Source organism: Ignavibacterium sp. (genome assembly GCA_032027145.1).
In the GTDB taxonomy this organism is placed as follows: domain Bacteria; phylum Bacteroidota; class Ignavibacteria; order Ignavibacteriales; family Ignavibacteriaceae; genus IGN3.
Genome location: JAVSMP010000001.1, coordinates 2,869,440 through 2,887,213, shown reverse-complemented (window position 1 = coordinate 2,887,213; position 17,774 = coordinate 2,869,440). Strand labels below are relative to the sequence as shown.

The following is a 17,774-nucleotide window of genomic DNA, read 5'->3' as shown; positions in this document are numbered from 1 at the left end:
ATATGATTCCAATAATTGAAAAACAAAGTATCATTTTATGCTTGTGCCTGTTTTTATTTATTCATCCTACATATGCTCAAGTAAATATTGAGGCAGTTGCTAAACTTCATATCTCTATTCAATCTCAATCGACGAAATGGTTGGAAGGATTTAACTCAATCAAATCAGGTTCGTATTCACCTTATCATTCTCACAGAAGTGGAACGCACAGAGATTCTGCTTATGTCGTAAGAACTTTAGGCAGTGAAAATTTAGTTGAATGGATTACTGCAGAAATCCCTGCATCGCTTAATTCTGAAGCAATTAATTTTTTATGGAATTGTGGTTTTGGAAATAATCTTGGAACTGAATGGTTTGATTTATTTATTGATGATGAATACATAATATCTTTCTTAACCAAAAATGATATGGATTGGAGTACATTAGGCAATAATGCGATACAACTATCATTTACTGCGGTTTATCAAAATTCAAATGGTGCGAATTTTGGTTATATGGTTTTAACTGTTCCATCATCCTTCTTATCAGAAAAAAAATCATTAAAAATAAAAATCAAGGCACAACCAGCAGAAAAAGAAATTTGGTATCGAATCTTTGCTTATGCTGATGCTCTTGAATATATGAAACTGAATGAACAAAAAGAATTATACTCTAGTGTTGATTTCATTAATATGGGCGATGCTGAGTTAAAACTCTGTGCTTCAAGTAAATATGCTAAATCTAAAATCCAGCTATTTAATTCGGGTATTGTAATTGCAGATGGCGGATTTAGCTCTGATGGGCTGATATCTAAATCAAATATTTTTATTCCAAGATATCTGCAACCTAATAATGATTCAGTTACAATTATAAAAATTGATGATACTTCAGTTGATACAATTTGTTGGAATGAAATAAGTAAACAGCGTTTGTTTGCTTTTATGGATGAGGAATTAATTTGTGAGCGTTATGTTTTTCCTGTTGGTGAATTTCCAAAGTTTCTTTGGAAAAATGAAGTACGAGTTGAAAATGAGCTTGGAAAATTTTCGTTAAACTTAACATACTTTGATAAAGATTTTAAAAAGGTAAATACTGCAAACAAACCTGGGCGTTACGGAGCAGTAATTGAAGGTATAACTCCATCGGGATTTAAAATAAAACGGTATGTAACATTATTCTGCTCTGATGTTGAGTATGATGGTTACAGCAATAATGTGCCTGTTACAATTAACAAGTTGACTGAATATGGAATTTCTGATGAAGCCTGGGAACAATATTCGAAAAATTTAGAAAGATATTCTTTTGGAAGTTTAAAATATTTTCCTAAAAATAATCCAGATGCTGCAATCTTTTTAGCTGGTTTGGATGAGCTAAACCTTCAATCAAAAGAATATGATGTACCCAGAATTAAAGATAGGCAATGGTGGATTTCTCTAAAATCAATACTAGACAGAAAAAATAATTTAATTAATCCGTTGTCTACTCCTAAAAAAAATGATAAAAGATCTTTTCCATTTTTAAAAGACACTGTGCAAGTTGAGTCCACTTACAATGCAGATCAAATGAATAAAATAAAAAATCTTTGTGCTGATTGGGCTAAAATAGGCGAGACACCAAATGTTACGTTAATTGTTCACAAAGGTAAAATTGTTTTTTATGAAGCATTTGGATTAGAAAAAAATGGTAAACCGATAAGTAAAAATTCTAAGATATGGATGGCATCTATTACAAAACTTCTAACCGGAGTTTTGGTGATGCAGTTTGTTGAACAAGGTTTAATAGATCTTGATGTTCCAATTAGTAAATACTTAAATGAAATTGATGGCAATAGTAAACTATCAATCCGACATTTATTAAATCATACAAGCGGATTAGACTTTGCCGGTGAATGGGCTTCAGATTGGAATGTCGCTCTTGAGAATCAAATTGCCCAAGTTCTTCCATTTGTAGATATTGGAAAAACATTCTCTTACCATAGAGTAGGCTATGCATTAGCTGGAAAAGTAATTGAAAGAATTACAGGTAAAGCTGTTCCTTATTTATTCCAGGATAATATATTTTATCCACTTGGAATGAATAGTGCATATTCAGATAATACTTATGGTGGATTGTATTGCAATGCATTAGATCTAGCCAAATTCGGACAGATGCTGCTAAACAAAGGCACATACAATGGCTATAAGTTTTTTTCACAAAGATCATTTGAAAATATGTTACCTATTAAATTTAAAGTTAGTGATAGAGAATGGGGAATTGGAACATCAAGAATATCAGGCAACGGACTAAGTGAAACTGCCTTTGGTCACGGTGCAGCTTCCGGAACAGTCTTTATTATTGATCCACAAAAAGATCTAATTATAATCTCAGCAAGAAATAAACCAGGAAAATCACACAGTGATTTTGAAAATTCGTTAGTGAAACTCTGTTGCGAATTAGTTAAAAACTAGTTACAACCATATTGAAAATGGATTTATTTAAAAAGAAAAGACATACAATCTATTCGAAGAAGGAAATTGGACAAATTCAATTGTTGTTCCCTGTAATTCTTCTTGTGAGTGTGTTTTCTCTTTTACCATTACTACGCGGGATATATTTAGGATTTACAGATTATCGTCTTGGTGATCCAATTACTTTTAATGGTTTAGATAATTATATCCAATTATTTAATGATGAATATTTTTGGAGTTCATTTAAAATTGGAATGATTTGGACCTTGGTAGTTACTGCACTTCAAGTTTCTCTCGGATTAGGCTTAGCACTTCTATTAAATAATAAAATAAAATTCGTTGCTTTTTATACTGTTTTGATTTTAATTCCATGGGCAACGCCTCCGATAATTAGAGGAATATTGTGGAGACAAATGTATGAACCAAATGCAGGCGCAGTAAACATATTACTTAATGATTTTGGTTTGATCAGTACACCAATAAATTGGTTAACAAATTTCGAGTATGTAATTCCGGCAGTAATAGTTGCTGGAGTATGGGGTGAAATATCTAAAGCCGCAATTTTTATTTTAGCTGGTTTACAAACCATATCAAACGACTTATATGAAGCAAGTAAAATCGATGGCGCAGGATTGTGGGATCAATTTTGGCATATTACCTTACCAGTTTTAAAACCTGTTTTAGCAGCAATAATTTCATTAACGTTTATGTGGAACTTTAATACTTTTGGTATCATATGGGTACTTACTCAAGGCGGACCCGGCGGTATGACAAGATTACCAATGTTAGCAGCTTATGAAGAAGGATTCCGATATGGTTACATTGGTTATGCAGCAGCTATAGGTAATGTAATGGTAATAATACTTTCTGTTATTTTGTTTATGTATATACATGTTCAATTGCGAGAAAGAAAAGAATTATGAGTCTAAAAAGATTTTTCACCAAAGGATCAATTCATTTTCTGATCGTTATATACATTGTCTTTTTATTATTTCCTCTTGTTTGGGTTGTATCAAGTTCATTAAAATCAACACCAGAAATATATTCAGGTACTCCAACAATTCTACCCCAGCAGATTACTTTCGAGCACTATCTTTCTGTTATTGAAGGACAACAAGTTTTTCTCACAATGTGGAACAGCCTGATAGTTGGAATTATTTCTACAATTTTGGTTTTATTAATTGCAGTCCCATCCGCTTATGCAATGGTAAGATATAAATCAATTATAAATACCGGTATTTTAGGATGGATACTTGTATCGCAGATCTTTCCGGTCATTCTTGTGATGATACCGCTTTATGTTTTACTTAGGTATATAGGGTTAACAGATTCGCTTGTAGGTCTTACGCTAATTTATGTTGTTTGGTCACTCCCATTTGTTTTATGGATGATGCACGGTTATGTGAAAAGTATTCCGATCGAATTGGAAGAAGCTGCTGTGATTGATGGAGCTACACGAACAGAAGTAATATTCAAAGTAATAATGCCACTTTTGCTACCAGCGATAGGGGCATCTGCATTATTTTCTTTTATATCTGCCTGGAATGAATTTTTCTTTGCATTCGTGTTAATGAAAAGTCCAGCTTTGGCTACTTTACAAGTAGAATTAGCAAGATATACAGGAATGGAGGGGCAGGCAAGAACAGGACCTCTAGCAGCAGCAAGTGTTATTGCTACTATTCCATCAATAATTTTATTTGTCTTTATGCGAAAGTGGTTAACTACTGGTTTAGTATCAGGAGCTTTAAAAGGATAATGAAGAGAAATCTTATAATATTATTTTTCTTAATTGCTGTTATAGCAGCGATTTATTTTTTTACTCAAGGAAAAAGTGAACAAAAAGCACAAGCTCTTCGTTTTGTAAGTTTAGCCTGGCAGGAAAGATCCATTGCTACAAACTTATCAATTGTAAACGAGTGGAATGAACAACATCCTGAAAAACAGGTTGAATACATTCAGGGAACTTGGAACTCTGCACACGATTATCTAATAACCGCATTTGAAACTGGAGACGTTCCAGATATTTTCCACTATGAATCTTCAGTGATTATTGATTACGCTATGAGAGGTTACTTAACCGACCTTTCGCCATATATTAAACCTGAGATAAAAAATGATATTCTTGATGTTGCATGGTCAACCGTAACTAGACCAAACGGTGAAGTAAATGGGATCCCATTTTTAATTGAGTCTTTAGTTGTACTTTATAATAAATCTTTATTTGAAAAAGCAGGAATTGTCCCACCAACGATTGAAAACCCATGGTCGTGGAATGATCTAAGGCAAGCTGCTATTTCTTTAACAAAGGACACAAGCGGTGATAAAATAATTGATCAATACGGTGCGGGAATTGGTTTGCGTAATTCCGCAAACATAATCATGAACACTTCAATCAGTTTTGGTGGCTCCTTTTTTAGTAAAGAAGACAATCATTTTGTAGTTCATGTAAAAGAAGAAGAAAAAAAATTACTTCATACAATTGTGGATATGATCTACCAAGACAAATCTGTTGCGCCTGCAAGCATAGGTGAATCAGGTGCCGGAATGATTCCCGGCTTTTTTAGTGGAAAGTATGCTATGCTTGTTGGAATTGGATCATGGGCTAGACAACAATTGGTTGAGAATGCACCAAAAGATTTTCAGTGGGGGGTGATGCCGCCTTTAAAAGCAAAAACACAGATGTATGGTGTAAGTACACAAACATTAAGCATTCCTAAAAAATCTAAAAGAGTATCAGAAGCAATGGAGTTTATAGAATTCATGTTAAACTCTAAAAATATGGCACGATTAGCTTTAGATGATTGGATGATTCCGACAAGAAAATCATGTTTACAAATGTCTGAATTTCAGGATACTATTGGAAATTGGGATATTACCTGTTCTGCAGTAAACACACTTGGTGTTGGCTCCTGGCTTGGTGCACCAGGTTATGTAGAATGGAAAAGTCGTGTTGCAAACCCTGTTCTTCAGGAGTTATTTGCAGGTAGAATTTCGGTTGATGAAGCCGCTGAGCGTATTGAAAATGAAAGTAACATTGTACTTTCACGTTATAGGAAAAGAGGTGAAGTTTGGTAATCACTCTTCAAGAAAGAGCTAGAGGAGCATTTATTGGTCTGGCTGTTGGTGATGCATTAGGAAGTCCAACAGAAGGAAAGACCCCTGATGAAATATTTGCCCGGTGGGGAAGAGTTACAGATTTTCTTACAGAGGATCAAGGTGGGAGTGATGATACTGAGTATGCTTTATTCACTGCACAATTGTTATTAAAGAAAAAAAGAGAACTGACTTCTGAAAATGTTGCATCAGCATGGAGAAAAGATATTGTTAAAGCTGACAATGCTTATAAAGGTGCTGGCTTTAGTGAGATCATCACTATACATAATTTATTAAATGGTTTGCAAACCCCTGATACTGGCAAACATCTTCATAGTTGGAGCGATGGTCTTGCGATGCGTGTTGTTCCATTTGGAATCGCTTCTGCTGGTGATCCCGAATTTGCTGCTTACTTAGCAAAAGTTGATGGTGAAGTTAGTCACTCTGGAGAAGGGATTTATAGTGGGCAGGCAGTTGCAGCCGCAATTTCTATTGCTATGATGGGAGCTTCACTTGAAGAGATTATTGAAGCTGCATTATTTGTTATTCCGCAATATTCGTGGACTTATAATTCGATAAAACGTGCGGTTCAAATTGCTTATGAATCAAACGATGTTTGGAGTTCATTGAATAAATTGCACTCGGTTATATCTTGTTCATATTACTTCTGGACTGATATTGCACCAGAAGCAGTTGGGCTTGCATTTGGGATTTTAACGGCTGCCAAGCTAAATTTTAAGGATTCTGTTCTTGGTGCTGTAAATATTGGTAGAGATACAGATACTATTGCCGCAATTAATGGCGCAATTTGTGGTGCATATCATGGCTTTCAATCTATTCCTTTTCAATGGTTAAATCGAATCTCAATATCTAAGGGAATCTGCATTAATGCAGTAAAAGGTGTAAATATTTTATATGTTGCGGATGAGCTTGCACTTTTAGCAGAGTCATGGAGCAAAAAAGATGAATGATGTAAAACAGCGAGCTAAAAATGCAATGTTGGGTTTAGCTATTGGTGATGCGATCAGCTGGACATCAATGTTTCATAGAAGTGTATTGCTTCCACATTGGACTAGAAGAATCCGAAGAGAAATTGATACTTCATCAGAGACAACAAATGTTCTATTAACGCCAATGCCATTTTCTTTAAATCAACCGGCCGAATATTTCAATATTTCTCCAACTGATAAGACTGAATGGGCGGCTTTCTCTGCCGAAATTCTATTAAAAAGTAATAATGAATCTTACGAACAAAATATTTATAGCGAATGGTTAAAACTTGTTAATAGTCCTGATCAAATTCGTGGATATGTAAGTACTCAAGCAGCAATAACAAATTTGAGAAGTGGATTAAAACCTCCACAAACAGGAAAACAGAATCCTCATTATTTTGATGATGGGGCAATGTCTCGAGCAGTTCCAATTGGAATAATCTGCGCCGGACTACCAGCAGAAGCAGCACATTTGGCTGAGATCGATGCTTCAGTTACAAATAGTGAAGATGGTGTTTGGGCTGCACAGTCAATTGCTGTAACGATCTCGCTAGTTTGTGCCGGTGAAAGTGTTATCGATGCTACAAATGCAGCATATCAATATTTACCCGAATCATCCTGGATAAAAAGAATAGTTGATCAAGTTATGTTTATCACTGAGAAATGTGATTCAGTATTTTCTATTTTACCAGAGTTACAGAATAGAATCATAAATCGTGAATATAGTTATGGAAATGTAGCACCGGAGACCTTGGCAATTGCTTTATTGATAGCTAAATATCATGGAGATGATTTTGAAAAGGCAATTAGCACTTCAGCTTGCTTTGCCAAAAGTGGAGAAACTCTTCCAGCTTTAGTTGGTGCTCTTGTCGGAGCAAAACAATCACACAATATTGCTAATGGTTTCTGGCTAGCTTCAATTGAAAAATTGAAAGGAATCAGTATCCCGCATTTTGTAGAAAAGAATTATTTAAATATTGTTGAAGATCTTTCAAACCAAGCAGGACAAAGAAAATAAAATGAAAATTTCATGGTTGGATTTATCAGATAGAATTAAATATGAATTGCAGCAGCGCGAAGAAGAGGGTAATGATGTATCAGTTCTTAGAAATGAGTGGAACCAGATACAAGATTCAGAAAAAGATGAATCTGAAAAAAAAATCACCCTTGAAAACTTATATCAGAAAATAGAGGATTATCCATTTGCAGTTGAAAATGAATACAATGAACCCTCCGACTGGGATAAAATTATTCAAATATGTAATTTTAAAACTGATAACATCCCTTCATTTGATGCTAAAATTATTGATGACAGAATTCTTGGAGGATGGCTTGGAAGAAGTGCAGGCTGTTTACTAGGAAAACCAATTGAAAAAACTCCTCGTGCAGGTATCAAAGAATTACTTTCTTCCAATAAATCTTGGCCGATAAACGATTATATAACCGGTATCGGAATACCTGAATCACTAATGTTAAAATATCCATGGAACAAACACAGCGGTAAAGAGAGTTTAAAAGAGAACATTGAATGCATGACTGAAGATGACGATATGAATTATCCAATGATAAATTTGTCAGCCTTTGAAAGATTTGGTGAAGGTTTTTTTTCAGAAAGTATAATGCAGACATGGATGGAGAATCTGCCGATATTCTCAACTTTTACCGCTGAAAGAGTTGCATATGCAAATTCACTTTATGGTTTGAATCCACCTGAAACTGCAATGGTCAGGAATCCGTACCGTGAGTGGATCGGTGCTCAGATAAGAGCAGACTTATGGGGCTGGATTTCTCCAGATCAACCTTATCGTGCGGCAGAGTATGCTTGGCGGGATGCACGAGTCAGCCATATAAGAAATGGAATATATGGTGAAATGTTTTTTGCATCTGTAATTGCCTTAGCGTTTAAGTACAGGAATATTAGAGAAATAATTATCAAATCACTTAATGTAATCCCCCCAAAATCAAGATTTGCTGCAGCAATAAATTTTGTTTTATCACTCCAAATTGAACAACAGCCTTGGGAAGAAACAGTCGATTCGCTTTATGATGCATTTGGTAAATTTCATTGGGTTCATACTCTTAACAATGCTGCACTTGTCGTTGCGGCAGTACTCTCATCAAAAAGTGATTTTGAAATAGCAATATGTAATGTTGTAATGGGTGGTTGGGATACTGACAGCAACGGTGCTACAGTTGGCTCGATAATAGGAACAATGATTGGAGCAAAAAAATTGCCATCTAAATGGATAAATCCATTGAATAACAGAATAAGAAGTAGTTTAAAAGGATTTGATAATTCTTCACTAACGGAATTAGCAAAAAGAACATCAGCACTCGCAAAATATAAATCATAAAGATTGAAAGAAAAATATGTTTACAAAAAATGAACTTCTAAAAAACAAATCACTTCTTAAAGATAAAGCTAGAGCCTGTTTAGTCGGGCACGCAATAGGTGATTCTTTTGGTGATATTGCTCGTTCGCCTGATTACCATTTACAATATGGCATTACAATGGACTTTACAGATAGACCTGCACCCGGTACAGATGATACAGAGTTTGCTTTGCTTACAGCTAAGACCCTCATCAATAATAAAGGAAATTTAACTGACTCAAATGTATTAAAAAGTTGGAAAACTCATGTGTTGCCACTCTCAGAATTAAAACGTGGTGGTGCGAGTGAAAGAGAGGCTGCTGCTAATATTCGTCGAGGTGTTTTGCCACCATTATCGGGTATTTATAATTCACATTATATGAGCGATGGTGCAGCCATGAGAGTAACTCCTATTGGTATAGCCTGTGCAGGAGATCCGGAACGGGCTGCAAAGTTAGCGGAGATTGACGCCCGAATTAGTCATTCAGGTGATGGATTATGGAGCGCTCAGTCTGTTGCTGTGGCGGTTTCAGTTGCTATGGCTCGGGCATCAGTAGATGAAATTTGCAAGGCAGCAATCGAAGTTACTCCTGAAGATTCCTGGATTAGATTTGCTTTTAATAAGGCTTTTAAAATTGTTGATGAACATAAAACTCTTGAAGAAGCCTGGAAACCTTTGCATGATGCATTATGGACTGAGTATAAATCGGTTTCACCTGAGGCAGTTCCTTCAGCCCTGGCAATTTTTAAATTAACCGATGGTGATTTTAAAAGAGGAATTATTTACAGTGGAAATTTTGGTCGTGATGCAGATACAATCTCTGCGATTGTGGGTGCTATTAGCGGAGCTATGAATGGAATGGATAGCATTCCACAGGCTTGGGTAAATAAAGTGAGATTAACCACAGGTGTTTGTTTACCATTCACAAAAGGAATGGATCTATTTGAAGTTGCATCTCAGCTTGCTGATTTGATAAAATGATAAATACTCTTGAAAACAAATAATCTAATTAAATAAAAAAAGAATGGCAGAAGTAGTATTAAAAAATGTTTGTAAAGTTTATGAAAGCAGTAACAAGGTTGTAACTGATGCCAACTTTACAGTTAATGATAAAGAATTTGTAGTGCTTGTGGGTCCTTCAGGATGTGGTAAAACCACAACATTAAGAATGGTAGCTGGACTTGAAGAAATTACTTCAGGCGAAATACTAATTGATGGAAAAGTTGTTAATTCACTTCCTCCAAAAGATCGTGATATTGCTATGGTGTTCCAGAATTATGCTTTATATCCGCATATGAGTGTTTATGAGAATATGGCATTTGGTTTAAAGTTGAAAAAAGTTGATAAAAATGAAATAGATAAAAGAGTAAAAGAAGTAGCACGAATTCTAAGCCTTGAAAATTTTCTTGACAGAAAACCAAAAGCTCTTTCTGGAGGGCAAAGACAAAGAGTGGCAGTAGGAAGGGCGATAGTAAGAAAGCCAAAAGTATTTTTGTTTGATGAACCACTAAGTAACCTTGATGCGAAATTAAGAGTACAGATGAGAACTGAAATATCTAAACTGCATAAGCAGTTGGGTGCAACTATGATATATGTTACACACGATCAAACTGAAGCTATGACAATGGGTGATAAAATAGTAGTGATGAAAGACGGAGTTATCAATCAGGTTGATACACCTATGAACTTGTATAAAAATCCTATAAATAAATTTGTTGCAGGATTTATTGGGAGTCCAGCAATGAATTTTATTGAAGGTAAGCTATTGAAAGAAGAGGAACTAAAATTCATAAGTAAGCAGAAGGATTTAAGTTTTTCTGTTGATCAGGAGACTTCGGCAAGACTTGGTGTAGATAATCAGAATGAAGAAGTGGTTATAGGAATTCGACCAGAAAATTTCTTTTTGGAAAAAAAATCAGTAACTATATTGGAAATCAAAGTGACGCTACAACTTATTGAGCCTATGGGTAATGAAACATACATACATTTTGATATTGATGGTAATGAATGCATGGCGAGAATAAGACCAATTGAAAATCTGAAAGTTGGCGAAACTACAAGTTTGTACTTTGAGACAAAAGAGATAAGCTATTTTCATTCTGAATCGGGAATTAAGTTAGCATGAAATATTATTTAGTAAAGATTACATTTTGTTACAATAAATTTACTATCCAATATCATATCAATATTTAATCTAGACATAATGTGAAGCAATATCCGGGTTTCCCATCTTAATTTAATTGAAATTATTTGAGGTGATTGAGAGTTGATTTTGTAATCTCTGGGTGATGAAGTTTCTGAACTGTAAGAAAACTAGTAAATGAAAAGTTTGGAAAATAATATCTGTAAATGTGCTATTGTGTTAAAGAACATTTTTTATACACTGTTCAAAAATAATTGAAATAGATAGGTGTGATAATGCAACAGCCCTGTTCCGCCTCCAGTTTCTGATTGATAAAGAATATTTCTTGCAACAGTTTTCTACTATTCTGCCAGAGCAATAAGAGCTGCTTCTTTTGTTGGTATTGAGTGGCTATAGCTTATGTCCTTTCAGCAGGTGAATATTTTTTTTCAATACCAAGATGTCCGGTTAGTTCTGCATTAAGTATTTCTTCAAGGGAGGTTTTGATGATCTTCTTTAAGGCTCTATTTCCTCTAATCAAGTACTGCTAAGTATTTGTGGTTTTCAAATCGGCTTTTAATTGCGCGATCATTTCTGGAGTTAATTCCATTGTGCAAATCTCCTTTCGGATAATAGTTAAAAAGTAATTATTTTTTTCAATTTGAAACCCCTTAATTGATTTTCGCCAAGCAAAGTGCGGCTTCGCGCAGTTTATCCCGATGATAATCGCGGCTTCACAGTACTTAACTAATATCTTACTTCAAGCATTTACACAGAATTTATAACACTCCCTCAATAAATGTAATGTTATCAGCAGCAGCATATAACTTCAAAAGGATGATGAGAAAATGGAAATCATCTTTTTATTACTTTTTTTATTAACGAATTATTTTACCGATTATTTCATTTTTCAATTAGTTTATTTATTCCCCAAAAGAAACTTGGGGTTTTAAGGGTGGACTACTTAATTAACACCAAATTCCTTTTCCCGCTGAACCAATATAATTCATTACTCTTTTTTGTTTTTTTTATTTTGGTAACTTTTCAGATTGATGATTTCAAATATTCGATTGTTGTAGCAATTAAACTAATAATTTAATAAAACTCCCTTTGCTAAACTGATTACAGCTTCTTTCAGCTCTTCCGGTTCAATAACTTTCACACCTTCGCCGCGACTAACGACCCAACCTGCAATTTCACTTAATGAATTTACTGTGCATTCAAATAAAATCGATCCGTCTTTATTTTTTGTAATTTTCTGATCTGCAACAAACATTCTCGGATTAACTCTATCTGCCCAGAAAGGTGAGAGCCATAACTTAATTTTATGTTTTTCATTTCCAAGCCAGCTTTTCCAGGAATGCCTGAACAAATCTGAAAACTTATATCCTGCTTTGTCAAATCTTTTCCCGGTTGATTTAACTTTTACAATTTTATCTATCAAATACTGCTTCATTATCCCTTCAGAACCGGCAAGCAGTCTCCAGCTTCCTTCATTCTGAAATATCAGAAGCGGCTCAATAATTTTTTCCTTTTCTATCTTAGAGCCCATTTTATTGTAATCTATCTTTGCAATCTCAGAATTATCAATGCATAATTGAAGCAATACAATGCTGCTTAAAGCTTCATTGCCTTTTTTCTCAACGAGTAGTGAGGTGGATTTATCGAGTGCATAATCATTATGATTCATACCAGCATAGTGAAGTATAATCTCTATCAATTTTTCTTTGGACAGATCTCGCTCTAAGCATATTCCATTTTTTTTACGAGAATGTATATCTATACCGTAAGACCTTAGATCTTGTAAATCCCTTTTTATAGTTAGTTCTTCCACCTGAAAATAATCTGCAACATCAAAAGTGAGAAGAGGTTTGTGTGTATGTTCTGAAAGACACAACCCCAGAATTTCTATCTGTCGCTTGAATTTGGATTGGAAATCAAACACAAGAACTCCCATTGACAAACTGATAATGCAAATTAAATAATGTTTACCCTTAAGTCAATTTTAGAAATTAGTATCATACTATGATACGCTTCCGTTGACTTAAGATGTTAAGTTTGAAACAAATATTTACAGGAGGTTTATAATGCAGGTAAGAGCAGTAGAATTTCAGAAATACAAACGATTATCTGTTGTCCAGTTCCTTACAGCACAGCAGAACTCATTTGAGTACATTTCAGGACCCTCGGCGATCCGGGATGACCTGATCCAGATAAAGGAAGTAAGCGTTTCCGGAAATGTTAATAGTCTTTTAGTTTTCAATCAATCAGATAAATATGCATTCTTTATGGATGGGGATATTCTGATAGGTGCAAAACAGAATAGGGTCTTAAATACTTCTGTGCTGTTAGCGCCTAATTCCAAAACAACATTACCGGTAAGCTGTGTGGAACAAGGAAGATGGAGCCACATTTCTGCAAAATTTATGGATTCTGAATATATAACACCACAGAAAATAAGAGCTAATAAATCACGGAATGTTAGTGTGAATCTGCGTTCAAGATCCAAATTTGATGCCAGTCAAAGTGAAGTATGGAAAAACGTTGAGGATTACCAGGTTATGTACAATGTTAATTCACCAACTATGAACCTGTCCGATGTTTATGAAAAAGAGAAAAAAAGTTTTGATGAGTTTATTAAAAATTTCAATCTCAATAAAAATGCAAATGGTTTAGCTCTTCTTGTTGATCAAAAACTCTTTAACATTGAAGTGTTCAACCGGACAGATATTTACAGTGAGTACTTTCCCAAGATTTTAAAGAGCACGGCTATGGAGGTTATTCATCTTGCAAAAAAGGAAAATAATCTTACCGAGACTGAAGCAATCTATAAAACGCAGGAGATGTTTGAAAAAATTGATACAATTGAAAAGACTAAACACAAAGGTGTTGCGGCAGGTGATGAACAAAGATTTGATTCCTTAGAAATGACTGGATTTGAACTTTCATTCAGAGATCATTTAATTCATTTAACAGCATTAAATATAGAAGGAAGCAAGGATGTTGACAGGTATGATCACAGATGGGATAGAATTCAATAATGCAAAAGTTCATCAGGTGATTGAATACCTTGAAAGCATTGACAGGAAAAAGATTCAGGTGCCGCCGTGCAATCTGAAAATAAACAATGATGGTAGATATCTGTTTTTATCGGTTATGGAGGATGGAGTAAAGGACTACCTGATTAGAAAATCCTTTTTGCATAAACTGCTTAAGTGGTATTCATTTCCATTAGGGCAGCTAAACAGGTTATCTATTGATACAATTACCTCAGTCTGCAATGATTACCTTATGAACATAAACAGGAGCTTTGTAAACATAACAATTGAAAAAGGAGAGGCGTTAACCATAACCAGTCCTGAGTATAATGAGATAACTGATCTTGATGTGATTAAGGGCTGTGCGAATTTGGGGGTTCGCACGGTCTCAAGAAATGATTTTATGCTCAGGATTACTACTGAAGAAAAATTCAAGTTTGATGCTGTACCCGGAGATAATTGCGGAATTGGTATCAATGTTATTAATTCAGAGACTGGATTCAGAACACTTAGTATTTCCCACTATGTATTAAGATATATTTGTTCAAATGGAGCAATTGTAAAAGTAAATAATACTTGCGGAGAGAAAGTCCATTACGGGCATCAGGAAAATGAATTACAATTATTCCTGCAGGCGCAGGTTACAATGGCTCTATCAAATCAGATGAAGGTTGCCCAATCTATTTCTGGCTTAACAAATAAACCGGCATCAGAATTTGTTGAAAGTGTAAACAAAAGAATTGAATCTTATCTTGGGAAAAGTGAAGGACGAAATTTTATATCTAATTTTAATTCTAATTCTTCTCTTTATGATCTGTTTAACCTTGTTACCTTAAAAGCAAAAAATTATGATCTCTCGAGAAGGATACTACTTGAAAGTCTTGCAGGTGATTTAATCTTTAACTAACTAATTGAAAAATGATTAATGATAAAGAATAGAATGTATCTGTCTCTACAAATTCGTTCTGCTGCCCCGCACAGTACTTAACTAATCTTTTACTTTAAGCATTAACGATGAATTATTTATACTCTTCGTTAAGCTACTGTTTCATCAAATTTTATTACACTAAGTTAAAATTATCAATCTGCTTTTTAAATCATTAAATGTTGTAATTGATCTTGCTTCTTTTTAGTCTTAACATTTTTCTAAAGTTAATGCTTAAAAACACATCTTTAATGCAATAAAAAGTCTAAACTTCTGTGAATGCTGTATTTCATTAGTTAAGTTTAAACAGATAGAAATACAGAATTAGTATTCAATGTATTCGCTTTTTATCTGCATTGAACTATTATAAAATATTCATAGTTTTGCAGAAATTTTATTGAATATGAATACCTAAGAGTTGTGTTATTAACAAAAACAGTATGACATGAAGAAATATAAATTAAATAATATTGATTGTGCGTCTTGTGCAAATAACATCGAAAAAACTTTATCAAAGATGCCCGAGGTTAGATTTGTTTCAATAAATTTTGCAGCCTCAACGCTACACATTGACACTGATAACATACAAAAGATTAAATCTAAAATTAAAGAAATAGAACCTGAAGCTGATATAATTGATGATGCAGCTAATATTATCTCTAAGAATGAATTGTTTGAAAACAGAAAAACAATATTTAAAGCTGTCTCAGCTTTTATACTTCTTATTATTGGAGTTTTGCTGTCAGATAAATTTCATGATTCAAATTTAGAGTATCTTCAATATGCTGTTTTTATCTCTGCGTATTTTATTAGCGGATGGAATGTAATAACAGGTGCGGTTAAAAATGTTATCAGAGGAAGGGTTTTTGATGAACAATTTTTAATGACAATAGCCACAATTGGTGCATTTGCAATTAACCAGATGCCTGAAGCTGTTGGAGTGATGTTGTTTTATGTAGTCGGAGAATTCTTTCAGGATATTGCTGTTAATCGCTCCAGAAGATCTGTAAAAGCATTATTAGAGATAAGACCCGATTATGCTAATCTGAAAATAAATGATGAAATCAGGAAAGTTGCACCAGTTGAGGTTCATCCTGGTCAAATAATTATTGTTAAGCCAGGTGAAAAAATACCTCTCGATGGAATTGTAGTTGAAGGCAGTTCGTTTGTTGATACTTCTGCATTAACTGGTGAATCTGTACCAAAATCTGTTAGAACGGATGAAAGTGTTTTAGCTGGAATGATAAATAAAAACGCTTTACTTACAATAAAAGTTACAAAAGAGTTTGGTGAGTCCTCTATTTCAAAAATTTTGGAGATGGTTGAGAACTCAGGTAGTAAAAAAGCAGAGACAGAAAAATTTATCACAACATTTGCAAGATATTATACTCCGATTGTTGTTTTAACCGCTGTACTTATCGCTGTATTACCACCTTTGTTTTTTTCGGATCAGAGTTTTAATCAATGGATTTACAGAGCATTGGTGGTTTTAGTTATTTCGTGTCCTTGTGCATTGGTTATTAGTATTCCGCTTGGATATTTTGGTGGAATTGGTGGTGCCTCACGCAAAGGTATATTAATCAAAGGCTCTAATTTCCTTGATGCACTTACAGAAGTAAAAACTGTTGTTTTTGATAAAACCGGTACTTTAACAAAAGGAGAATTTAAAGTTGCTGAGGTTTTTCCGTATAATGGTTTTGATGAAAGTGAAGTACTGAAGTATGCTGCGTATGCAGAAGTTAACTCTAATCATCCTATAGCTAAATCCATACTTGAAGCTTATAACGGAGAAATTGAACAAACCGAAACAACTGAAACAAAGGAGATATCCGGATATGGTATCACTGCAAAAGTCTCTGGTAAAAATATCCTGATTGGTAATGACAGATTATTACATTTAGAAGATATTGAGCATGATAAATGCGATGTGGAAGGAACAGTTGTTCACGTGGCAATTGACAAAAAATATGCTGGTTACATTTTGATCTCGGATACAGTAAAAAATGAAACAATTAAATCAATTGAACTTCTTAATAAAAAGAACATAAATGTTGTTATGCTTACCGGAGATAATAAAACTGCGGCTGAAGTCATCGCAAAAAAGATCGGAATTGATGAGTTTTATTATGAACTGTTACCTGAAAATAAAGTTGAACATATTGAACAGATTATTTCTCAAACTTCAGATGGCAAGGTTGCATTTGTTGGTGATGGAATAAATGATGCACCTGTATTAGCTCGGGCAGATGTTGGCATTGCAATGGGTGCACTTGGTTCTGATGCGGCAGTAGAAACAGCCGATATTGTTTTAATGTCAGACTCGCCATTGCAGGTAGTTCATGCAATTGATATTGCTGAACGCACCAGGAAGATTGTATGGCAAAATATTTCTTTTGCACTGGGTGTAAAATCTGTTTTTATTATTCTTGGTGTATTTGGTATCGCTACAATGTGGGAAGCTGTATTTGCTGATGTTGGTGTTGCAATAGTTGCTATATTAAATGCAATGCGTGTTATGAATATTGGCTTTACAAAAGAATAATTCAATATTTCATATCATTACTGTTAGTAATAATGTTTTTTTCCTTTCCATCTAATTTACACTGTTGAATAATCCTGAATACTTTGTAATAAATAATTATATCAAATTATCTTTTTAGTGACTAAATTCCTCAAAAAATGTGGTTAGATATTAATTGTTCATTTTTCAGCATTGATAAAATTAGAAATTTCAATTGTCAGTCTAAGTAAAGTATCTACAACTGTTACTTTTGAAATTATCTTCACAAAAATATATGGTAGAAT

The 17,774-nt window shown here is 34.1% G+C and carries 13 protein-coding genes; 12 read left to right on the top strand and 1 reads right to left on the bottom strand.

Translation table 11 applies throughout. From position 1 onward, the window contains the following. Positions 1–2: 2 nt before the first annotated feature. From ROY99_12175 to ugpC, 9 genes are read left to right on the top strand one after another with little or no spacing between them, the layout of a single operon-like run. Positions 3–2,426 (top strand): serine hydrolase domain-containing protein, encoded by a 2,424-nt coding sequence (locus tag ROY99_12175; protein MDT3697133.1) that lies wholly within the window; start codon positions 3–5, stop codon positions 2,424–2,426. 17 nt (positions 2,427–2,443) lie between these two features. Beyond that, positions 2,444–3,349 carry a sugar ABC transporter permease gene (locus ROY99_12170; protein ID MDT3697132.1) on the top strand — a complete coding sequence of 302 codons (906 nt, stop codon included), beginning with the start codon at positions 2,444–2,446 and terminating at the stop codon, positions 3,347–3,349. Further along, positions 3,346–4,182, top strand: a complete 837-nt coding sequence (locus ROY99_12165; protein MDT3697131.1) for a carbohydrate ABC transporter permease — start codon at positions 3,346–3,348, stop codon at positions 4,180–4,182. Before ROY99_12170 ends, ROY99_12165 begins: the two co-directional genes overlap by 4 nt. Continuing rightward, positions 4,182–5,501 (top strand): sugar ABC transporter substrate-binding protein, encoded by a 1,320-nt coding sequence (locus ROY99_12160; protein ID MDT3697130.1) that lies wholly within the window; start codon positions 4,182–4,184, stop codon positions 5,499–5,501. Before ROY99_12165 ends, ROY99_12160 begins: the two co-directional genes overlap by 1 nt. After that, the gene (locus ROY99_12155; GenBank protein MDT3697129.1) at positions 5,495–6,490 is read left to right on the top strand and encodes an ADP-ribosylglycohydrolase family protein; all 996 of its coding nucleotides are present in this window, start codon (positions 5,495–5,497) and stop codon (positions 6,488–6,490) included. The genes ROY99_12160 and ROY99_12155 overlap by 7 nt, the downstream gene beginning before the upstream one ends. Then, complete coding sequence (locus ROY99_12150; protein MDT3697128.1) at positions 6,483–7,529, top strand: ADP-ribosylglycohydrolase family protein; 1,047 nt, start codon at positions 6,483–6,485, stop codon at positions 7,527–7,529. The genes ROY99_12155 and ROY99_12150 overlap by 8 nt, the downstream gene beginning before the upstream one ends. 1 nt (position 7,530) lies before the next feature. Beyond that, positions 7,531–8,865, top strand: coding sequence for an ADP-ribosylglycohydrolase family protein (locus tag ROY99_12145; GenBank protein ID MDT3697127.1), 1,335 nt, complete (start codon positions 7,531–7,533; stop codon positions 8,863–8,865). Positions 8,866–8,881: 16 nt separating this feature from the next. Continuing rightward, positions 8,882–9,865, top strand: coding sequence for an ADP-ribosylglycohydrolase family protein (locus ROY99_12140; GenBank protein ID MDT3697126.1), 984 nt, complete (start codon positions 8,882–8,884; stop codon positions 9,863–9,865). Positions 9,866–9,908: 43 nt separating this feature from the next. Further along, complete coding sequence (gene ugpC / locus ROY99_12135; GenBank protein ID MDT3697125.1) at positions 9,909–11,009, top strand: sn-glycerol-3-phosphate ABC transporter ATP-binding protein UgpC; 1,101 nt, start codon at positions 9,909–9,911, stop codon at positions 11,007–11,009. A 1,084-nt stretch (positions 11,010–12,093) separates the two neighbouring features. Here ugpC and ROY99_12130 read toward each other — a convergent pair. Continuing rightward, positions 12,094–12,951 carry a WYL domain-containing protein gene (locus tag ROY99_12130; protein MDT3697124.1) on the bottom strand — a complete coding sequence of 286 codons (858 nt, stop codon included), beginning with the start codon at positions 12,949–12,951 and terminating at the stop codon, positions 12,094–12,096. A 142-nt stretch (positions 12,952–13,093) separates the two neighbouring features. Here ROY99_12130 and ROY99_12125 point away from each other — a divergent pair, with 142 nt between their 5' ends. The 3 genes from ROY99_12125 to ROY99_12115 all read left to right on the top strand — a co-directional run bounded on the left by ROY99_12125 (position 13,094) and on the right by ROY99_12115 (position 17,511). Beyond that, complete coding sequence (locus ROY99_12125; GenBank protein MDT3697123.1) at positions 13,094–14,047, top strand: DUF6569 family protein; 954 nt, start codon at positions 13,094–13,096, stop codon at positions 14,045–14,047. Next, a complete protein-coding gene (locus tag ROY99_12120; GenBank protein ID MDT3697122.1) occupies positions 14,007–14,951 on the top strand; it encodes a hypothetical protein in 945 nt (314 codons plus the stop codon). The genes ROY99_12125 and ROY99_12120 overlap by 41 nt, the downstream gene beginning before the upstream one ends. Before the next feature lie 463 nt (positions 14,952–15,414). Further along, positions 15,415–17,511 (top strand): heavy metal translocating P-type ATPase, encoded by a 2,097-nt coding sequence (locus tag ROY99_12115; protein ID MDT3697121.1) that lies wholly within the window; start codon positions 15,415–15,417, stop codon positions 17,509–17,511. The last annotated feature ends 263 nt before the right edge of the window (positions 17,512–17,774 follow it).